The sequence below is a fragment of the Fluviicola sp. genome (assembly GCF_030151805.1).
In the GTDB taxonomy this organism is placed as follows: domain Bacteria; phylum Bacteroidota; class Bacteroidia; order Flavobacteriales_D; family Crocinitomicaceae; genus Fluviicola.
Genome location: NZ_JASLCN010000183.1, coordinates 1 through 17057, shown reverse-complemented (window position 1 = coordinate 17057; position 17057 = coordinate 1). Strand labels below are relative to the sequence as shown.

Here is a 17057-nt window from a genome sequence, read left to right as displayed (position 1 = left end):
TATCTGTTAAGGGTTATTTGTGGGCTAATTTCTTGATTTCTTCATACAACTTCTCCTCATCTCCGGGAGCGTAGTTGTTGTGAGAATAAACGATATTTCCTTTTTGATCAATCAGGAACGTATGAGGAACATTGTTAACCCCCATTGCACGTTTAAAATCACCATTCGGATCCATCAGAACCAGGTATTCCCAACCCTTTCCGTCAACATAAACCGGTACCTGAGCTTTTGTTTTTTCATCATCAATACTTACAGCAACCAAAGTTACTCCGGTCTCGGATTGCCAGTCAGGATAAAGTTCATGAATTGTATTTAATTCACGTTTACAAGGTGAACACCAGGTAGCCCAAAAAGAGATCACAATCGGACCTTTAAGACCTAATGCTGCAGTATTCACAGCTTTTCCATTCATGTCAACCAGTTTTACAGAAGGAAGTTGTTTTACAATCAGTTGGTGATCATCCTGAGCTATTGATAAGGTGGAAAACACTAACCCTAATAACAAAAACGCAATTTTTTTCATAGTTTAAATTTTAGCATACACAGTTCAAGTTCCGTGCCGAATACCAAAGATACCTTTTCCTTAACACAATTTTAAGCATGTGTTATCTGATACTCTTGTATTCCTAAAAAATGTTAAGGTGACAATAAAAATTGCAATCCTAAAAACAATGATTTTGATGAAAACTAAACCGTTTAATTAAAAAAACGGGCATTTAAATCAAAAAAATCAGAATATCAGGGGTTCAGGCGTTGTTTTTTTGGCAAAAAAATTGTAATCTTACGAATTGATAGTGTGCCTGATAGTTTGTTTTTGAAAGCATGCCTTTATATATTTGTGAAAACTAGAAAGCTAAATACATGAAAAAAATATACTCCTTATTAAGTCTTGCTTTAATCACTGCTTCAGTTTCTACTGCGCAGGTAGATATAAAGGACTACAATCCGAATTCCGAAACAGTATCAGGAAGTAACCTGAATGGAACAACAATTACCAGAACAGTTAGTGATGATGAATTAATCATTGTTCAGTTAGGAATAGTGAATAAGTCTGGTTCTGATAAGACGTACGATATTGTTCGCGATAAGATCGTTGATGTTCCTGCATGGTCTACGACTTCACCGGCAGAGCAAATTTGCTGGGGTCCTATTCCTCAATCTCCGGATGGAGTTTGTTTAGAGCCGAATTCTGATCCCTGGAGAACTCCAAACAGTTTCTCAATGCCGAACAATGGTTTGGCAAATTTGAAATTTGATATCCATAGTAATGGTCCGGGAACAATTCATTACCGTTTTTACGTGATGGAAGGAACAACAAAAATTGACTCTGTGGATGTTTACTTGACAACTACATTGAGTATCAAAGAGAAAAAGAATGAAGAAATTTCACTTTCCATCTATCCGAACCCTGTAAGTAATGCAATGACAGTTACTACACAAGGATTGAGCGGGAATTTTGATATTAAAATCACAGATGTTCTTGGTAAAGTAGTTTACAATGAGAATGTTAACGGAGTATCTAAAAAATTAGATGTAAGTGATTTCAAAAACGGTGTTTATTTGGTAACAATCCTTGAAAAAGGATCAGCTGTTCAAACACGACGAGTTGTGATCAAACATTAAGAGCTAAAATAAATAAGGAAAGGCAAGGACTTAGTTCTTGCCTTTTTTTGTTTCTGATATTCTTTAAAACACCATTGTTAGTATCCGGAACCAAGTGAACATTTTTTTCCGCAGAACACTTACGCTTAAGCTTGTGCCATCGCTAAAGCTATTGGCGACATGCGATGCCGCGAATTCTGAATGGTCGGAACAAGTCTTGCACGGATAGGATAGCATGTAAATTAAATCTGCGTGACTTAAAAAATCATCTAAACTCTGGGACAAACCATTTAGTTAGATAGTATCCTGATATAGAAGCCAGCTTCGTTTCCGATGACAAAAAAATGGCTTGAATGTATACATCTGTCAAAAACGATTACCTATTCAACCCAAACAACCCGGGATTATTTACGGAGAATTGTTTTTTGATCGTTCTTCTTTGTTTTAAGCCGGAAAGAATACTTTTTTCAACTCCGGAATGCTTTCTACAGCACTTTTGGCGAAGATTAGGAAATCGGAATCCACTTTCAGTTCGGAAGCTTTTGGGTCTACAATTAACTTTTTACAAGAATTTGATACATAATGGATTAATCCAGCTGCGGGGTAGACGTTCAACGATGTGCCAATAACGATTAAGTAATCGGCATCTGCAAGGGTGTCAATTGCTCTATCCATTTCTGGCACATTTTCTCCGAACCAAACCACATGAGGCCGCAACGGATATCCGTCATCACAACGATCATTCATGCTTAGTTCCCAGCCTTCGACAGGGTAGTATTTTGTCTCTTGTTTTGGTCCTGAACTTTTGGAATAACGGATATTTCCATGCAGGTGAATAATAGTTGTTGATCCTGCCCGTTCATGTAAATCATCGATGTTTTGTGTAATTACAATAACGTTATAGTGCGATTCCAACTCTTTGAAAAAATAATGAGCTGCGTTAGGAGATGATTCCAAAACCTGTTTTCTGCGCTGGTTATAGAATTGTTGTACCAACCCGGGATTTGCATTCCAGGCTTCCGGAGTTGCGACTTCTTCAATGCGGTAATTCTCCCATAATCCGTTTGAATCTCTGAAAGTCGAGATTCCACTTTCAGCAGAAATACCTGCTCCGCTGAGTATTACAATTTTCTTTTTCACTATTCTAAATTAACAAAATCAGACCACTTAGCATTCCAATTTAATGATTCATTTACATCATTTTATCATTGCATTAAACTGTGAAAATAAGTTAATTTGATTTCGTAATAAATCAATAAAACATGAAACAGTCATTACTATTAATTGGGGGGATGTTTGCTAGCGCAGTGACCTTGTTTGCTCAGCAGACTCCAGTTTCCCAAACAGCCCAAAACAAAAATGCGGTTCTGGAAGAGCTTACAGGAGTTAATTGTCAATGGTGTCCGGCAGGACATAAGTTGGCAAACGATATTTCTACTGCTAATCCAGGTCGCGTAGTACTTGTAAACGTACATGCAGGAAGTTTTGCAGCACCAGGAGCAGGTCAGCCGGATTTGAGAACAGCAGACGGAACAGCTTTGGATGGATTTTTTGATCCGGCAGGATACCCGGCAGGAGCAGTTCAAAGAACGGCATTCGGAAGCGAAACTTTTCTTGCAACAGGTCGTGGAAACTGGCAGGGTCAGATCAATACGGCATTAGGACAACCTTCGCCGGTAAACGTAGCGATGGATGCAACAATTGATGCGTCAACACGTCAGTTAACTTTGCATGTTGAGATCTTCTACACAACTCCTCAGCCGGCTGGTACAAATCATTACCTGAATGTAGGGATTTTGCAAAATGATTATGAGGGACCTCAAATCAGTGCAACACCAACTTTGAATCCTGCTGCAATGTTGCCAAACGGAAAGTATCTTCACCAACACATTTTCCGCGGGTATATTAACGCTGGCGGAACTTGGGGAGAGCAAATCGATGCTTCTCAAACAGGAGTAATTACAAAGACAATTACGTATACATTACCTGCGAATGTTGGTACTGTTCCGTTGAACATTGGAAAATTGCAGTTTTTCGCTATTTTGCATGAAGGACACAACACATACACTAACAGTAAAGCAATTACAGCTGCAGAAGTTGTACCGACATTAACGAATGTTCCTGCTCCAACTGCAAGTGCTAACAGCATTGTAAATACATTTAATGTGTGCGACGGACAATCAATTACTCCAATCATTAAAGTGGATAACTCCGGAGATGCAATTACTTCTATTAACTTCTCTACAGTTGTAAACGGTGGAACAGCGGTTCCTTTCACGTTTAACGGAAACATCCCGGCATTCGGATCTCAGGAAATCACATTGCCTGCAATGGTGGTGAACGCTCAGGGTACAAATACAGTACAAGTTACAATCACTTCGGTAAACGGAGGATCAGGATCAGTTGGAACTGTTTCAGTTGCAACAAAACCGATTGCAATTGCATCTGTAGCAATGGGCTTGAACGCGATTGTTAAAATGACTACTGACCGTTACGGAGACGAAACGACATGGAAATTGTTCAACTCTTCAAATACAGTTGTAGCGCAAGGAGGACCATATGCTCAGGCAGCTGCAAGTGGTGCTTACCCTCAACCTGATGTAAATGTTACATTGGTAGCAAATGAGTGTTACAAAGCGGTTGTTTACGATGCTTACGGTGACGGATTTGATTCCGGATACGGAAACGGAGATTTCAAAATCACAGTAAACGGAACAACAGTTGCTTCAATTGCAACTTACGCTTCAGGAGCTTCTATGGATGACGCAATGAAAGTGGATGCTACAGCTTCTATCAGCGAGGCAACTGCTGAAATCGGAATGTCAGTTTACCCGAACCCTGCTTCAGGAATCGTAAACGTTAGCTTCGAAGGAAAAGGTGGAGATTATACTGTTTCTATCCTTGATATTTCAGGACGTACAGTTGCTACACAAGTTGTATCAAATGTATCAGGATCAACAAGTGTTGAGATGCCGATCACTTCTTTGCAAGCTGGAAACTACTTTGTTTCAGTTGCTCAGGGTGGATCTTCTTATACTCAAAAATTGATGGTTAAATAATAGATTTCGTTATTTAAGTTGAAAGCCCCGGCTCCATATGGAGCCGGGGCTTTCTTTTTATCCGAACTTTTGGTGCTCTTGTATTAAGATTTATTAACTTTATCGCCCCTTACATTCTGATTATATGGCAAAAGTTCGCAAACAAGACGCATTAGATTATCATGCTTCAGGAAGACCCGGAAAGATAGAGGTTGTTCCTACAAAACCCTATGCGTCTCAACGTGATTTATCATTAGCATATTCACCCGGAGTTGCTGAACCATGTTTGAAGATCGCAGAAAATCCTGCGGACGTTTACAAGTATACAAGCAAAGCAAACCTGGTGGCTGTAATTTCAAACGGAACAGCAGTACTTGGTTTGGGAGATATTGGCCCTTTGGCCTCCAAGCCGGTAATGGAAGGTAAAGGGTTGTTGTTTAAAATTTTCGCTGATATCGACGTTTTTGATATCGAAATTGATGCGAAAGATCCGGAATTGTTTATCCAGACAGTAAAAGCGATTGCTCCTACTTTTGGTGGAATCAACCTGGAAGACATCAAAGCTCCTGAGGCTTTTGAAATAGAACGCCGCTTAAAAGAAGAATTGGATATTCCATTGATGCACGACGATCAGCACGGAACAGCCATTATCTCCGCAGCAGCGTTATTGAATGCATTGGAGTTGGCAAAAAAGAAAATAGGGAGAGTGAAGATTGTGATCTCAGGAGCCGGAGCTGCAGCAATTTCCTGTGCGAAGTTGTACATGGCACTTGGAGCTTCTGTGAACAATATTTTCATGTTCGACAGTAAAGGGCTGATTCATGCCGGAAGAACAGATCTGGACGAGATGAAGCAGCAATTTGCACCGCATAAAAAAGATGCAACACTGGAGGAATCCTTCAAGGGATCTGATGTCTTCATCGGTTTGTCAAAAGGAAACATCGTTTCAAAAGAGATGGTTGCTTCCATGGCTAAAAACCCAATCGTTTTTGCCCTTGCAAATCCGGATCCGGAAATTTCCTACAAGGATGCAATGGCTACGCGAAATGACATCATCATGGCAACGGGTCGTTCGGATCATCCTAACCAGGTGAATAACGTGCTTGGATTCCCGTTCATTTTCAGAGGTGCTTTGGATGTGAGAGCAACCGGAATCAACGAAGAAATGAAACTTGCAGCTGTAAAAGCAATTGCAAACCTGGCAAAAGAAACCATTCCGGAAGAAGTGATTCAGGCATATGGTGAAAAACACATTGCCTTTGGTCGCGAACAAATTATTCCGAAACCGTTGGATCCGCGTTTGATCTATCACGTTGCACCGGCAGTTGCCAGAGCGGCAATGGATTCGGGAATTGCCAAGAACCCGATCACGGATTGGAACGAGTACGAGATGATTCTGAAGAAACGTTTGGGTCTCGACAATAAATTAGTGAGAAATTTAACTGCAAAAGCGCAAAGCAACCCGAAACGGGTAGTTTTTGCAGAAGCAGATAATATCAAAATATTAAAAGCTGCACAAACAGCTGCGGAAGAAGGAATCTGTATTCCGATCCTGCTTGGAAAGAGAAGAGTGATCGAATCTCTGATTGCCGAATATTCCATTGAGATTCCGGGAATTACGATTATCGACGCGAAATCGGATGTGGAGAAAGTGCGTAGACAGGTTTACGGAAAAGCATTTTTTGAGAAGCGTAAACGCAAAGGGATAACGGAATTCGAAGCAATTCAGATTATGCGTGAACGCAATCATTTCGGAGCGATGATGGTTGAATTGGGAGATGCGGATGCGATGATTTCAGGTTTGACCAGAAATTACCGCGATGTGGTACGTCCGGCAATTCAGGTAATCGGGTTGCAGAAAGATGTGAAAACAGTTGCCGGAGTCTATATTCTGAATACGAAAAGAGGACCGATGTTCCTGGCAGATACGACGATCAACAGAAACCCGAATGCGGAACAGATTGCAGAAATCACTGCTAATGTGGCAAAAACATTGCGCAAGTTTAAGGTAACGCCGAAAATTGCATTACTGAGCTATTCCAATTTCGGATCCTCACCGGGTGAAGATTCAACCAAAATGGCGGAAGCGGTAAAAATCCTTCATGAAAACCACCCTACGTTGGTTGTTGATGGAGAAGTACAAGCGAATTTTGCGTTGAATAACGACCTGATGAATGAGAAATTCTCATTCTCAATTTTGGCGAATAAAGAAGTAAACACCTTGATCTTCCCGAATCTTTCATCCGGAAATATTGCCTACAAATTGCTGCAGGAAATTACTGAAGGAGATGCAATAGGTCCGATTTTGGTCGGATTAAACAAATCAGTTCACGTGTTACAAATGGGATCATCCGTTCGTGAAATCGTGAATATGGTAAAAGTTGCAGTTGTTGACGCTCAGACAAAGTAGATTAACAGACAAAACCATGATAGCACATCTAAACGGACGTTTAATAGAAAAAAATCCCACCAATCTGATCATCGAATGCGGTGGTGTGGGATATTTTGTCAAAATCTCTCTCAGCACCTTTTCTGCAATCGGTGACACTGAGTCTGTTAAGGTTTTGACACAGCAGATCATCCGGGAAGATGCACATTTATTATTCGGATTTGCAACTTCCGAAGAGCGCGATGTATTCAATTTTTTGCTGTCAGTTTCCGGAATCGGACCCAACACGGCAATTTTGATGCTTTCGTCCATGTCGCCAAATGAAATTGCGAACGCAATACAAACGGAAGATGTACGTTCTATACAAGCGATCAAAGGAATCGGTGCGAAAACAGCTCAGCGGGTTATTATTGATTTGAAAGATAAGATGTTGAAGGTAGAATGGAATGACACAACAAATATTTTTGCCGGAAACAATACAAATCGATTTGATGCGTTAACTGCATTGATTTCTTTAGGTTTCGATAAGAAAATAGCAGAGAAAGCAATTGATAAAATTGCCTCCGGAAATGAATCTGTGGAAGAATTAATTAAAGGGGCACTGAAAATACTATAAACACTTGGAAAAAAAATTGAACGCTAACTACAATACGAATATGATGCAACTGTTGACCGCGGTTGTTTTCTGTTTTGTATCGCTTGTTTTCTGGGCTCAACCAAAGCCGGATACATCGAATCAGTTACAATTCCCGATTAACAATCCATTGGATCCGACTCAAAACAATCCTCAAAAATTTGATTTGGGTGATCCGTCAGGAGTTAAGAAGAATATTGTCTTTGATCCGATTACCGGAAAGTATATTTTTTCAGAGACCATTGGAAATTCCAATCTGAATTATCGAAATCCATCGATGATGACATTGGAAGAATACCTGGAATATGAACGCCAGAAATCCCTCAAGGAAAACTGGAAGGATAAAATTGATGAACAAACGGAAGAAAAAAGAGCGCTGGAATTTCCGATAAAAATCCCTTCAAAAACATTCGTAAACTTCTTTGGATCAGATGAAATCACGATTCGCCCCCAAGGGTCGATCGAATTGGCATTTGGGGTAAACTCATCCCGGTACGATAACCCGATCTTGCCGGTGAAGCAGCGTAAGATCACCCGTTTTGATTTCCAGCAGCAGATTCAGATGAATTTGGTCGGACAGATCGGAACAAAATTGAAATTGAGTGCAAGTTATAACACGCAGGCTGCTTTCGATTTTGACAACGTGACAAAATTGGGTTATTCCGGAGACGAAGATCAGATCATTCAGCGTATTGAATTGGGTAACGTGAGTTTCCCTTCATTCGGAGCCTTGATTCCCGGATCTCAGACACTTTTCGGAGCGTATGCCAAGTTGCGTTTCGGAGATTTAACGGTGGATGCAATCGGAGCTTCCTCGAAAGGAAAAAGAACAGAAATCAATATTACGGGAAAAGCACAGATTCAACCGTTTGAAGTGACGGCGGATAATTACGAGGCGAACCGGCATTATTTCGTGAACTTATTTTTCCACGACCAGTATAACGCTTCCATGGCTCAAATGCCGAATGTGGCATCTGAAACCTACATTACCCGGATGGAAGTATGGGTTACCAACAGAATTAACAACACAGAGAACTCAAGAAACATTCTTGCCTTTTCGGATTTGGGAGAATCCAAGCCGGAAAATATTCAGGGGGGAGTAATCTCTAACAACCCGGCAAATCCTTACCCGGCAAACGGAGCCAACGATTTGTACAATTACCTGTCCACGGATCAGACGATTCGCGGATTCAACGGAGCTGTTTCGGAACTTTCTTCTCAGGCGGCAGCACCAGGTCCTTTCCTTCAGGCAATTCACTATGAAAAAGTGGAGAATGCCCGAAAATTAAGTGAGTCGGAATTTACTTACAACGCCCTGCTTGGATTTATCTCATTGAGTCAGCCATTGAACAACGATGAAGTATTGGCCGTAGCTTATGAATATACCTACAGAGGAGGAACATTCCAGGTCGGTGAATTCTCTACGGATGGAGTTGCCGGTCAGAATGCCTTGCTCCTGAAATTATTGAAACCGACAATTACAAATCCGACATTGAAGATCTGGGATTTGATGATGAAAAACATCTATTCCATCGGTGCATACCAGGTGGATCAGACAGGATTCAAATTGAATATTTACTATAATAATCCGGAAACATCCGTATTGGCGCCGATTTTCCCGTATCCCGGCCTGGATGATAAACAAATTATCACCCTCGTGGAAATGGACCGTCTGAATGTCAACAATCAGCAGTTCTCGGATGGTTTATTTGACTTTGTCCCGATTGTTTACAATGGGCAAAAGGCCGAAACCGGTGGTACAATCAATACCAGGAATGGTCGGGTAATGTTCTCGACAACCGAACCTTTCGGTGGCGTATTGAAATCGAAGTTGGTGCAGAATGGAATGTCTGATGTCATAGCCAACACGATTGCATACACGGAATTATACGACTCCACGAAAACGGCTGCTCAGCAGATTCCAAGTAAAAACAGGTTTACATTTAAAGGAGAATATCAGTCGTCCGTAACATCGGATATCTCATTGAATGCATTGAATGTACCGGAAGGAGCTGTTAAAGTTACAGCCGGTGGAATTCCGATGGTTGAAGGACAGGATTATACTGTTGATTACAACCTTGGACGCGTTAAAATCCTGAATACAGGGATTTTGGAGTCAAACACTCCGATCAAAATTTCGATTGAAAGTAATTCGGTATTCGGATTCCAGTCGAAGTCCATGGTCGGAACACATTTGAATTATCGATTTAACAAAGACTTTAATATCGGGGCAACCTGGCTCCGGATGATGGAACGACCTGTCACTCAAAAAGTCGATATCGGAAGTGAGCCATATAAAAACAACGTGATCGGATTTGATATTAATTATCGAACCGAATTGCCATTCCTGACAAAGTTAATCGACCTCTTGCCGGTTATTTCCACAAAGGAAAAATCGTTTATGACTTTCAAGGGAGAATTTGCCCATTTGATTCCGGGAACACCGAAAGCGATTTCAAAAACCGGAATCTCCTATGTGGATGACTTTGAAGGAAGTCAAAGTACGATTGACTTAAGAACACAGAGTGCATGGAGACTTGCATCAACTCCTCAGGGACAAACGGATTTATTCCCGGAAGGTTCATTGAAAACATTGGCAAATGGATTTAATCGCTCACTCATCGCCTGGTATTTGATCGATCCGTTGTTTTATGCTTCGAATAACCTGACTCCACAACATATCAAGAATAATACGGCACAGCTTTTCGACAGCCGTATGCGTCAGGTGAAACAAGATGAGATTTTCCCGAATCAGCAGCTGACTTACGGATCAATTCCTACGATTCAGGTTCTTGAATTAGGATATTACCCGAAAGAGCGCGGGATGTATAACTACGATACGACGTTGGTTAATGCGGACGGAACGTTCTCGAATCCGACTGACCGTTGGGGAGGAATTATGCGTTCTTTGACCACGAATGATTTCGAACAGGCGAACGTGGAATTTATCCAGTTCTGGATTTTAGATCCTTTTAACGCCGACGCAATGGTCGCAACGCCAAATTTGAGCGGTGGTGATCTGTATTTCAACTTAGGAAACGTTTCGGAAGACGTACTTGCGGATTCGAGAAAAAGTTTTGAAAACGGAATTCCCCCATATGCAGGAGCAAATTACCCGGTTGTAATTACTCCATGGGCGAAAGTTTCGACGCAGCAAGTTGTTGTAAATGCCTTTGATAACGATCCGGCTTCACGCGTCAACCAGGATGTCGGAATTGACGGATATAAATCTTCCGAAGAGACAACATCTTATTCAAGCTATGTAAACTGGGTTCAGTCAAATCCTAATTTGACCCCGGAAGCAAAAGCAAAAATGATTTCGGATCCTTCCAGTGACGACTACAATTTTTACAGAGACGATCGTTACGATCAGGAGGAGCTAAACATTCTTCAACGCTACAAGCGCTATAATGGAATGGAGGGGAACTCCGCAACGACAGAAATGTCAAGCACGATGAATCCAAATGGTGGTGGTTACCCTACTCAGGCAAGAAACACGCCGGATTTGGAAGATATTAACCAGGATAACAACTTGTCCGAATCAGAAGCTTACTTCCAGTATAAAGTGAGTTTGAGACCTTCAGACATGGTAGTCGGAAAGAACTTTATTACGAGTGTTGTTACGTATCAGCCGTCAGATCAGAATAAGCCTGCTGAAAAATGGTATCAGTTTAAAGTTCCTGTTCGTGAACCGGAGAAAACCATTAACGGAATCCGCGATTTCAGATCGATTCGTTTCATCCGGATGTTCCTGAAAGGGTTCGATGAAGAAGTAATTGTCCGCTTTGCGAAACTGGAATTGGTTCGTGGTGAATGGAGAAAGTATTTGCTGGATCTGACGACACCGGGAGAAGTACTGCAAGTCGATCCGAATTTGACGACATTTAACATCGGTGCATTGAACTTTGAAGAGAACAATGAAAAGCAGCCGATCGGATACCAGATTCCTCCGGGAATTCAACGTGAAATTGACCCTTCTCAGCCACAGCAAAGACAAATGAACGAACAGTCCTTGACTTTGGATGTGTGTAACTTGCAGGATGGTGACGCCAGAGCAGCATATAAAAACGTTCAGTTTGACGTTCGTACATACAAGAAGTTGAAAATGTACGTACATGCTGAGGAAATTACGGCAAATTCGTTACGTGATCAGGATGTAACTTTGTTCGTGCGTTTGGGAACTGATTTTGTAGACAACTATTACGAGTATGAACTTCCTTTGTATCTAACTGCCTGGGGAACAAATAACGCAGACAATGTGTGGCCTGAAGTGAACAACATGGAAATTCTTTTCCAGGATTTGTTAGACTTGAAAAAGCGCAGAAATAATTTACTCGGAGCAAGTGGTTCAGGAGTTGCAGCAAACGTTGAGTATGTGATTATTGATCCTCAAAACCCGGACAGAAGAATCAAAGTAAAAGGAAGTCCGAACTTGCAGGGAATCAAAACGATTATGATCGGGGTACGAAACCCGAAAAAGAACGATCCTAAGCCCTGGCAGGATGACGGACTTCCAAAATGTGTGCAGGTTTGGGTGAATGAGTTGCGATTAAGTGACTTTGTGGATGACGGAGGTTCTGCAGCAATTGCTCAGTTACAGGTTCAGGCTGCAGATTTCGGAAGTTTCTCTCTTTCCGGAAATTATTCGGGAGTTAACTGGGGTGCTGTTGATTCACGCGTTCAGGAACGTCAGCGAAATCAGAAGGTAGGAATGGATTTCCAGACAAACCTGCAATTGGGACAATTCTTCGGAAACAGAATCAAACTTTCTGTTCCGTTCTTCTACGGATACTCTTTGGGAGTGATTAATCCGGAATACGATCCGTTCAATCCGGATATTAAACTGAGCTCATACGAGGCAGGACAAAGAAGAGAGATTGCAAAAGTTGCCCAGGATTATACCGAGCGAAAATCGTATAACTTCCAGGGAGTGAGAAAAGAACGTGCAGCTGGTAAAAAAGCTCATTTCTATGATATTTCCAACTGGACGCTGGGTTATGGATACAGTGAAAACTTCCACCGTGACTTTAATACGAATTACGATCGTACAAAACAGTGGAAAGGAAACCTGGTTTACGCCTATACTTTTGATAACAAACCATTCGAACCGTTTAAGAAAACGAAGTTCATGCAGAAATCGAAATGGTGGGGATTGATCCGTGAAACAAGTATCGGATATTTACCAAAAACGATTGGCTTCACAAATGATATTCAGCGTAACTACAACGAGCGTCAGATCAGAAACACGATCGACACGTCTGCATCAGCGTTCCAGTTCAGACCGGTTTATGTGAAAAATTTCCAATGGAACAGAGGTTACCGTCTTGGATGGGATTTAACCAAAAACCTGAAATTGACATTCACGGCAAACAACCGTTCCATTTTTGACGAACAGGACGGGGAAGTGAACCGCAGAGGAAACCAGGAGTTGTATCGTCAATTTAAAGATACGATCTGGAAACAAATGGGTACTTTGGGTAAAACGATGGACTACACCCATGATTACAACTTCTCATACAATGTTCCGTTCAATTTGATTCCGGCTTTGGACTGGTTAAACGGAAATGCGAAATATTCGGGAGCATACAACTGGCAACGGGCACCTTTGGGTCAGGAGAATTACGGTAACATTATTCAGAATAGCCGAACGATCAATGCACAGCTTCAGGCCAATATGACGAACTTGTACAATAAGATTCCGTTCTTCAAAAAAGTAAATACAGGCGGAGCCGGAGGTAGTCGTCTGGTAGCAAGGCAAAAAGCCGGAGGTGGTACGGATGAAACGAAAACAGATACAAAAGAAAAGGATCCGAAAGAATCGCTGGAACTGAAACCTCCGAAACCATTGGAGGAAATGACCAAGAAAGAAAGACGTCAGTGGGAACGTAAAAAGCGCAAACACGAACGTCAGCAAAAACGCAAAAAAGACAATAAGGTCAATCCGATCCTTGGTTTCGGTGCGCGCTTGTTGATGAGTGTTCGAAATGTTTCGTCAACATACAATCAAACGGATGGAACCTTGTTGCCAGGGTTTAATCAACGGGCAAGTATTTTAGGATTTAATCCGCAATTCAGTTCCGGAATGGGAGGATTTATCTTCGGACAACAGTCTTATTCCGTTACAGGTAAGGAAACAGGATACAATTTTGCTCAAAGAGCAGCAGATAACAGATGGATAGTAGATAATCCGGCTTTGAACCGTCAGCATACGATTACGCACAGTCAGACATTTACAGGACGTGCAACATTGGAGCCGATGAAGGATTTGACGATTGATCTCTCCCTGAACAGAAATATGTCTGAAAACACGAGTGATTTCTTCCGCTACAATGATTTGTCGGAGCAGTTTGAATCACAAAGCCGTTTCCGTACTTCTACATTGACGTACTCAACGATTTCGATCGGAAGTGCTTTTGAAAAACTGTCAGCAGGATATGAATCTGCGAACTTCAAGCAAATGAGAGAAACAACAAAACAGGTTTCAGATCTCCTTGGAAGTTCCAATGCGAATTCATCCGGAAGTTCGGACGGTTACCGTGACGGTTACGGAATTTCCCAGCAGGAAGTAGTAATCGGGGCATTCTTATCGTCTTATACCAATGGAAAAGTAAACAAACGATCGGTGAATCCGTTTGCTTCGATGCCGCTGCCGAACTGGACTGTGAATTACAACGGTCTTGCGAAGTTCGAGAAAATGAAAAAGTACGTGAAGAACTTTGTAATCCGTCACGGATATTCATCAACGGTTACCTTAGGTCAGGTACAGTCAAATCTGAATGCGGCTTTCGATCAAAACGGCTCGCCTACAACGCGCGATTTGAATGATAACTTTATTGCCGGAAGAAATATTCAGACGGTAACGATTGCGGAGCGCTTCTCTCCTTTGATTGGTTTCGATGCAACATGGAACATCAAAAAACAAGGATTGATTACCAAGTTCGAGATCAAGAAAGATCGTTCATCAACGCTTTCCCTGAATAACAACCAGGTGACAGAAGTATTAGGAAACGAGATTGTTATCGGAGCAGGTTATAAATTCCCGAAAGTACGCTTGCCGTTCAAGATCGGTAAGAATAAACTGGAGAATCCGTTGAACATCCGCTTCGACTTTACTTTCAGAGATAACTTAACGGTGATCCGCAAGGTGGTAGAATCTACAGAGCAGGCAACTGCCGGTCAGCGTGTGATTTCCATTAAGTCTTCCATTGATTACAACATCGGTGCGAATCTGATGGTTCAGTTCTATTACGATCAGGTCATTACGAACCCTAAAATTGCTACATCTTATCCAACAGGGAATATGAGCACGGGTATTCGTTTCCGATTTAACTTAGGAGGTTTATAGAATGAATATTCGCGACGCGCGGCCAGGAGATGAAGAGGCAATTCACAGTTTGATCTGTGAATTGGCTTTGTATGAGAAAGCTCCGGATGAAGTCATCAACACCGTTGATCAATTGCGGATCGATCTTTTCGAAGATTCCGTTTGCGAAGCATTGGTTGTGGAGCACGAGACCCTGCAAGTTGTTGGTTTTGCTTTGTTTTACCAGTCTTATTCCACCTGGAAGGGGCGCTGTTTGTATCTCGAAGATTTTTATGTCAAACCGGAATTCCGAAGAGGAGGAATCGGTTCCGAATTGTTTTCCAAAGTAGTAGCCATCGCCAAAGAACGCGGAGTAAAACGCATGGACTGGCAGGTTCTGGATTGGAATGAACCGGCAATCGGGTTTTACCAAAAGCACGGGGCAATTTTGGATGGAGAATGGGTAAATGGTCGTTTGTTCTTCTAAGTTCTAAAATTTCCGACTAAATTCGCTTTATGATATTGCGTTCCTTTTTGAATAATCGTCCGATGGTTTTGCTTTTGCTGATTCCATTGGTTGTTGGTTTTCAATTTCTGAATGTGCATTTTCAATTTCACAGCATCATTGAAGTGGTGGATCTTGGATTGTGGGGGAAAACGAGTTATTTAAGCTATTGGTGGACTTCCATCCTGGCATCCGTTATTGTTTTGGCAAATGCGGTTCAGCTGAATTTCCTTTTCAATCAGCACGAATTCCTGGACAAGAACAATTACGGACCTTCCTTGTTTTATGTGGTTCTGATGAGTCTTTCGCATTCCTTTTACCAGGTTGATGCGGTGTTGATCAGTCATATATTTCTACTTCAGTCTTTGCGTTTGCTATTCCGCTTAAAAGGAAGTGAAACGACCCTTCAATCTTCTTTCAACAGTGCTTTTTTCATTGGATTATCCGCTTCGTTTCTTCCTCCGAGTGCGGTATTGATCGTTCCGCTTTGGTTTTCTGCATGGGCACTGCATCCGTTTAGTTTCAGACAATGGTTGTTGATGATTATCGGATTTTTGATCCCGATTGCAAACGGTTTAGCTTATTGGTGGATTTCTGGTCACACGATTTCCGCCCGGATTTTGAAGCACTCGTCTTTGATTAAATACGAAGAAGTATTCTTTTACGGAACATCTGCGGCAATTGTCATTTTGTTCCTGCTGAGTATTATCGGAATTCAGATCCGTGTGCGGGTGAGTAACATTCGGTTCAAAAAATTGAACCGTGCTTTGATCTGGGTTTTAATCGGGACATTGCTTCTGGGAGTGGCGGAAATTATTATTTATCAACAATCCGAATGGATCAGTTTGCTTTTCATTCCCTTGAGTTTCTTCTTTACGTTTGCCTTTATCCACCGGATCTGGCAGCGGGTAGCGAGTATCTTTTTTTACCTTACCTTACTGATTGCTGTTGCTAAATTTTTCCTCATTTCATACATGGTTGTCTGAGTAGATTGACTAACTTTGTTGCCATTCATGAATTGACGGGCTTCCGTCGCAAAAATAGATCAATGAAATTTGGTGTTGTTACCTTTCCGGGTTCCAATTGTGATGAAGACATGGTGTATGTCCTTGAAACAATTATGGGCCAACAAGTAGAACGTTTATGGCATAAAGATACGAACCTGAAAGGGGCGGATTTTATTGTGCTTCCGGGTGGATTTTCCTACGGGGATTACCTGCGTTCAGGTGCTATTGCAAAATTGTCTCCGATTATGGGAGAGATTATGAACCATGCAGACAAAGGCGGTTACGTAATGGGAATTTGCAACGGTTTTCAGATTTTGACGGAAAGCGGTTTGTTGCAGGGAGCTTTGCTACACAATAACACCCAAAAGTTCATTTGCAAAAACGTACATTTGAAACCGGCAACATCCAATAGTGCGATCACTAAAGGATTGGATGGAGCTCGTGCATATAAAATTCCGATTGCTCATGGCGAAGGAAGATTCTATGCCCAGGACGATGTCATGAAATCAATTTTGGATAATGATCAGGTATTGTTTCATTATTCGGATGAAGAAGGACAAATTTCCGACGAAAGCAATC

The 17057-nt window shown here is 41.7% G+C and carries 10 protein-coding genes; 8 read left to right on the top strand and 2 right to left on the bottom strand.

Translation table 11 applies throughout. The features are described from left to right. Positions 1-13: 13 nt before the first annotated feature. Entirely contained in the window at positions 14-523 is a 510-nt protein-coding gene (locus Q1V93_RS06920) for a TlpA disulfide reductase family protein (RefSeq protein ID WP_300663130.1), read from the bottom strand. A 338-nt stretch (positions 524-861) separates the two neighbouring features. On the opposite strand from Q1V93_RS06920, the gene Q1V93_RS06915 reads away from it, so the two are divergent. Further along, positions 862-1623 carry a T9SS type A sorting domain-containing protein gene (locus Q1V93_RS06915; protein WP_300663128.1) on the top strand — a complete coding sequence of 254 codons (762 nt, stop codon included), beginning with the start codon at positions 862-864 and terminating at the stop codon, positions 1621-1623. 423 nt (positions 1624-2046) lie between these two features. Here Q1V93_RS06915 and Q1V93_RS06910 read toward each other — a convergent pair whose 3' ends face one another. After that, a complete protein-coding gene (locus tag Q1V93_RS06910; RefSeq protein WP_300663126.1) occupies positions 2047-2742 on the bottom strand; it encodes an NAD-dependent deacylase in 696 nt (231 codons plus the stop codon). Positions 2743-2864: 122 nt separating this feature from the next. Between Q1V93_RS06910 and Q1V93_RS06905 the strand changes: the two genes are divergently transcribed. The 7 genes from Q1V93_RS06905 to purQ form a co-directional block, all read left to right on the top strand. Next, positions 2865-4661: a T9SS type A sorting domain-containing protein gene (locus Q1V93_RS06905; protein WP_300663124.1), complete on the top strand. Its 1797-nt coding sequence runs from the start codon at positions 2865-2867 to the stop codon at positions 4659-4661. Between the two features lie 124 nt (positions 4662-4785). Then, complete coding sequence (locus Q1V93_RS06900) at positions 4786-7050, top strand: NADP-dependent malic enzyme (protein WP_300663122.1); 2265 nt, start codon at positions 4786-4788, stop codon at positions 7048-7050. Between the two features lie 16 nt (positions 7051-7066). After that, the gene (gene ruvA / locus Q1V93_RS06895) at positions 7067-7645 is read left to right on the top strand and encodes a Holliday junction branch migration protein RuvA (RefSeq protein ID WP_300663121.1); all 579 of its coding nucleotides are present in this window, start codon (positions 7067-7069) and stop codon (positions 7643-7645) included. 43 nt (positions 7646-7688) lie between these two features. Next, entirely contained in the window at positions 7689-15008 is a 7320-nt protein-coding gene (gene sprA, locus Q1V93_RS06890; protein ID WP_300663119.1) for a cell surface protein SprA, read from the top strand. 1 nt (position 15009) lies between these two features. Next, positions 15010-15453 carry a GNAT family N-acetyltransferase gene (locus tag Q1V93_RS06885; RefSeq protein WP_300663117.1) on the top strand — a complete coding sequence of 148 codons (444 nt, stop codon included), beginning with the start codon at positions 15010-15012 and terminating at the stop codon, positions 15451-15453. 29 nt (positions 15454-15482) lie between these two features. Continuing rightward, positions 15483-16457, top strand: a complete 975-nt coding sequence (locus Q1V93_RS06880; RefSeq protein ID WP_300663115.1) for a hypothetical protein — start codon at positions 15483-15485, stop codon at positions 16455-16457. 62 nt (positions 16458-16519) lie between these two features. Continuing rightward, positions 16520-17057 (top strand): phosphoribosylformylglycinamidine synthase subunit PurQ (gene purQ, locus Q1V93_RS06875; RefSeq protein ID WP_300663112.1); only part of this gene is annotated, 538 nt, incomplete at its 3' end.

What these genes read in the sequence shown, in the direction of transcription:
- Q1V93_RS06920 (WP_300663130.1), bottom strand. Translation starts at nt 523, where the DNA reads ATGAAAAAAATTGCGTTTTTGTTATTAGGGTTAGTGTTTTCCACCTTA.
- Q1V93_RS06880 (WP_300663115.1), top strand. Translation starts at nt 15,483, where the DNA reads ATGATATTGCGTTCCTTTTTGAATAATCGTCCGATGGTTTTGCTTTTG.
- sprA (WP_300663119.1), top strand. Translation starts at nt 7,689, where the DNA reads ATGCAACTGTTGACCGCGGTTGTTTTCTGTTTTGTATCGCTTGTTTTC.
- Q1V93_RS06905 (WP_300663124.1), top strand. Translation starts at nt 2,865, where the DNA reads ATGAAACAGTCATTACTATTAATTGGGGGGATGTTTGCTAGCGCAGTG.
- ruvA (WP_300663121.1), top strand. Translation starts at nt 7,067, where the DNA reads ATGATAGCACATCTAAACGGACGTTTAATAGAAAAAAATCCCACCAAT.
- Q1V93_RS06885 (WP_300663117.1), top strand. Translation starts at nt 15,010, where the DNA reads ATGAATATTCGCGACGCGCGGCCAGGAGATGAAGAGGCAATTCACAGT.
- Q1V93_RS06915 (WP_300663128.1), top strand. Translation starts at nt 862, where the DNA reads ATGAAAAAAATATACTCCTTATTAAGTCTTGCTTTAATCACTGCTTCA.
- Q1V93_RS06900 (WP_300663122.1), top strand. Translation starts at nt 4,786, where the DNA reads ATGGCAAAAGTTCGCAAACAAGACGCATTAGATTATCATGCTTCAGGA.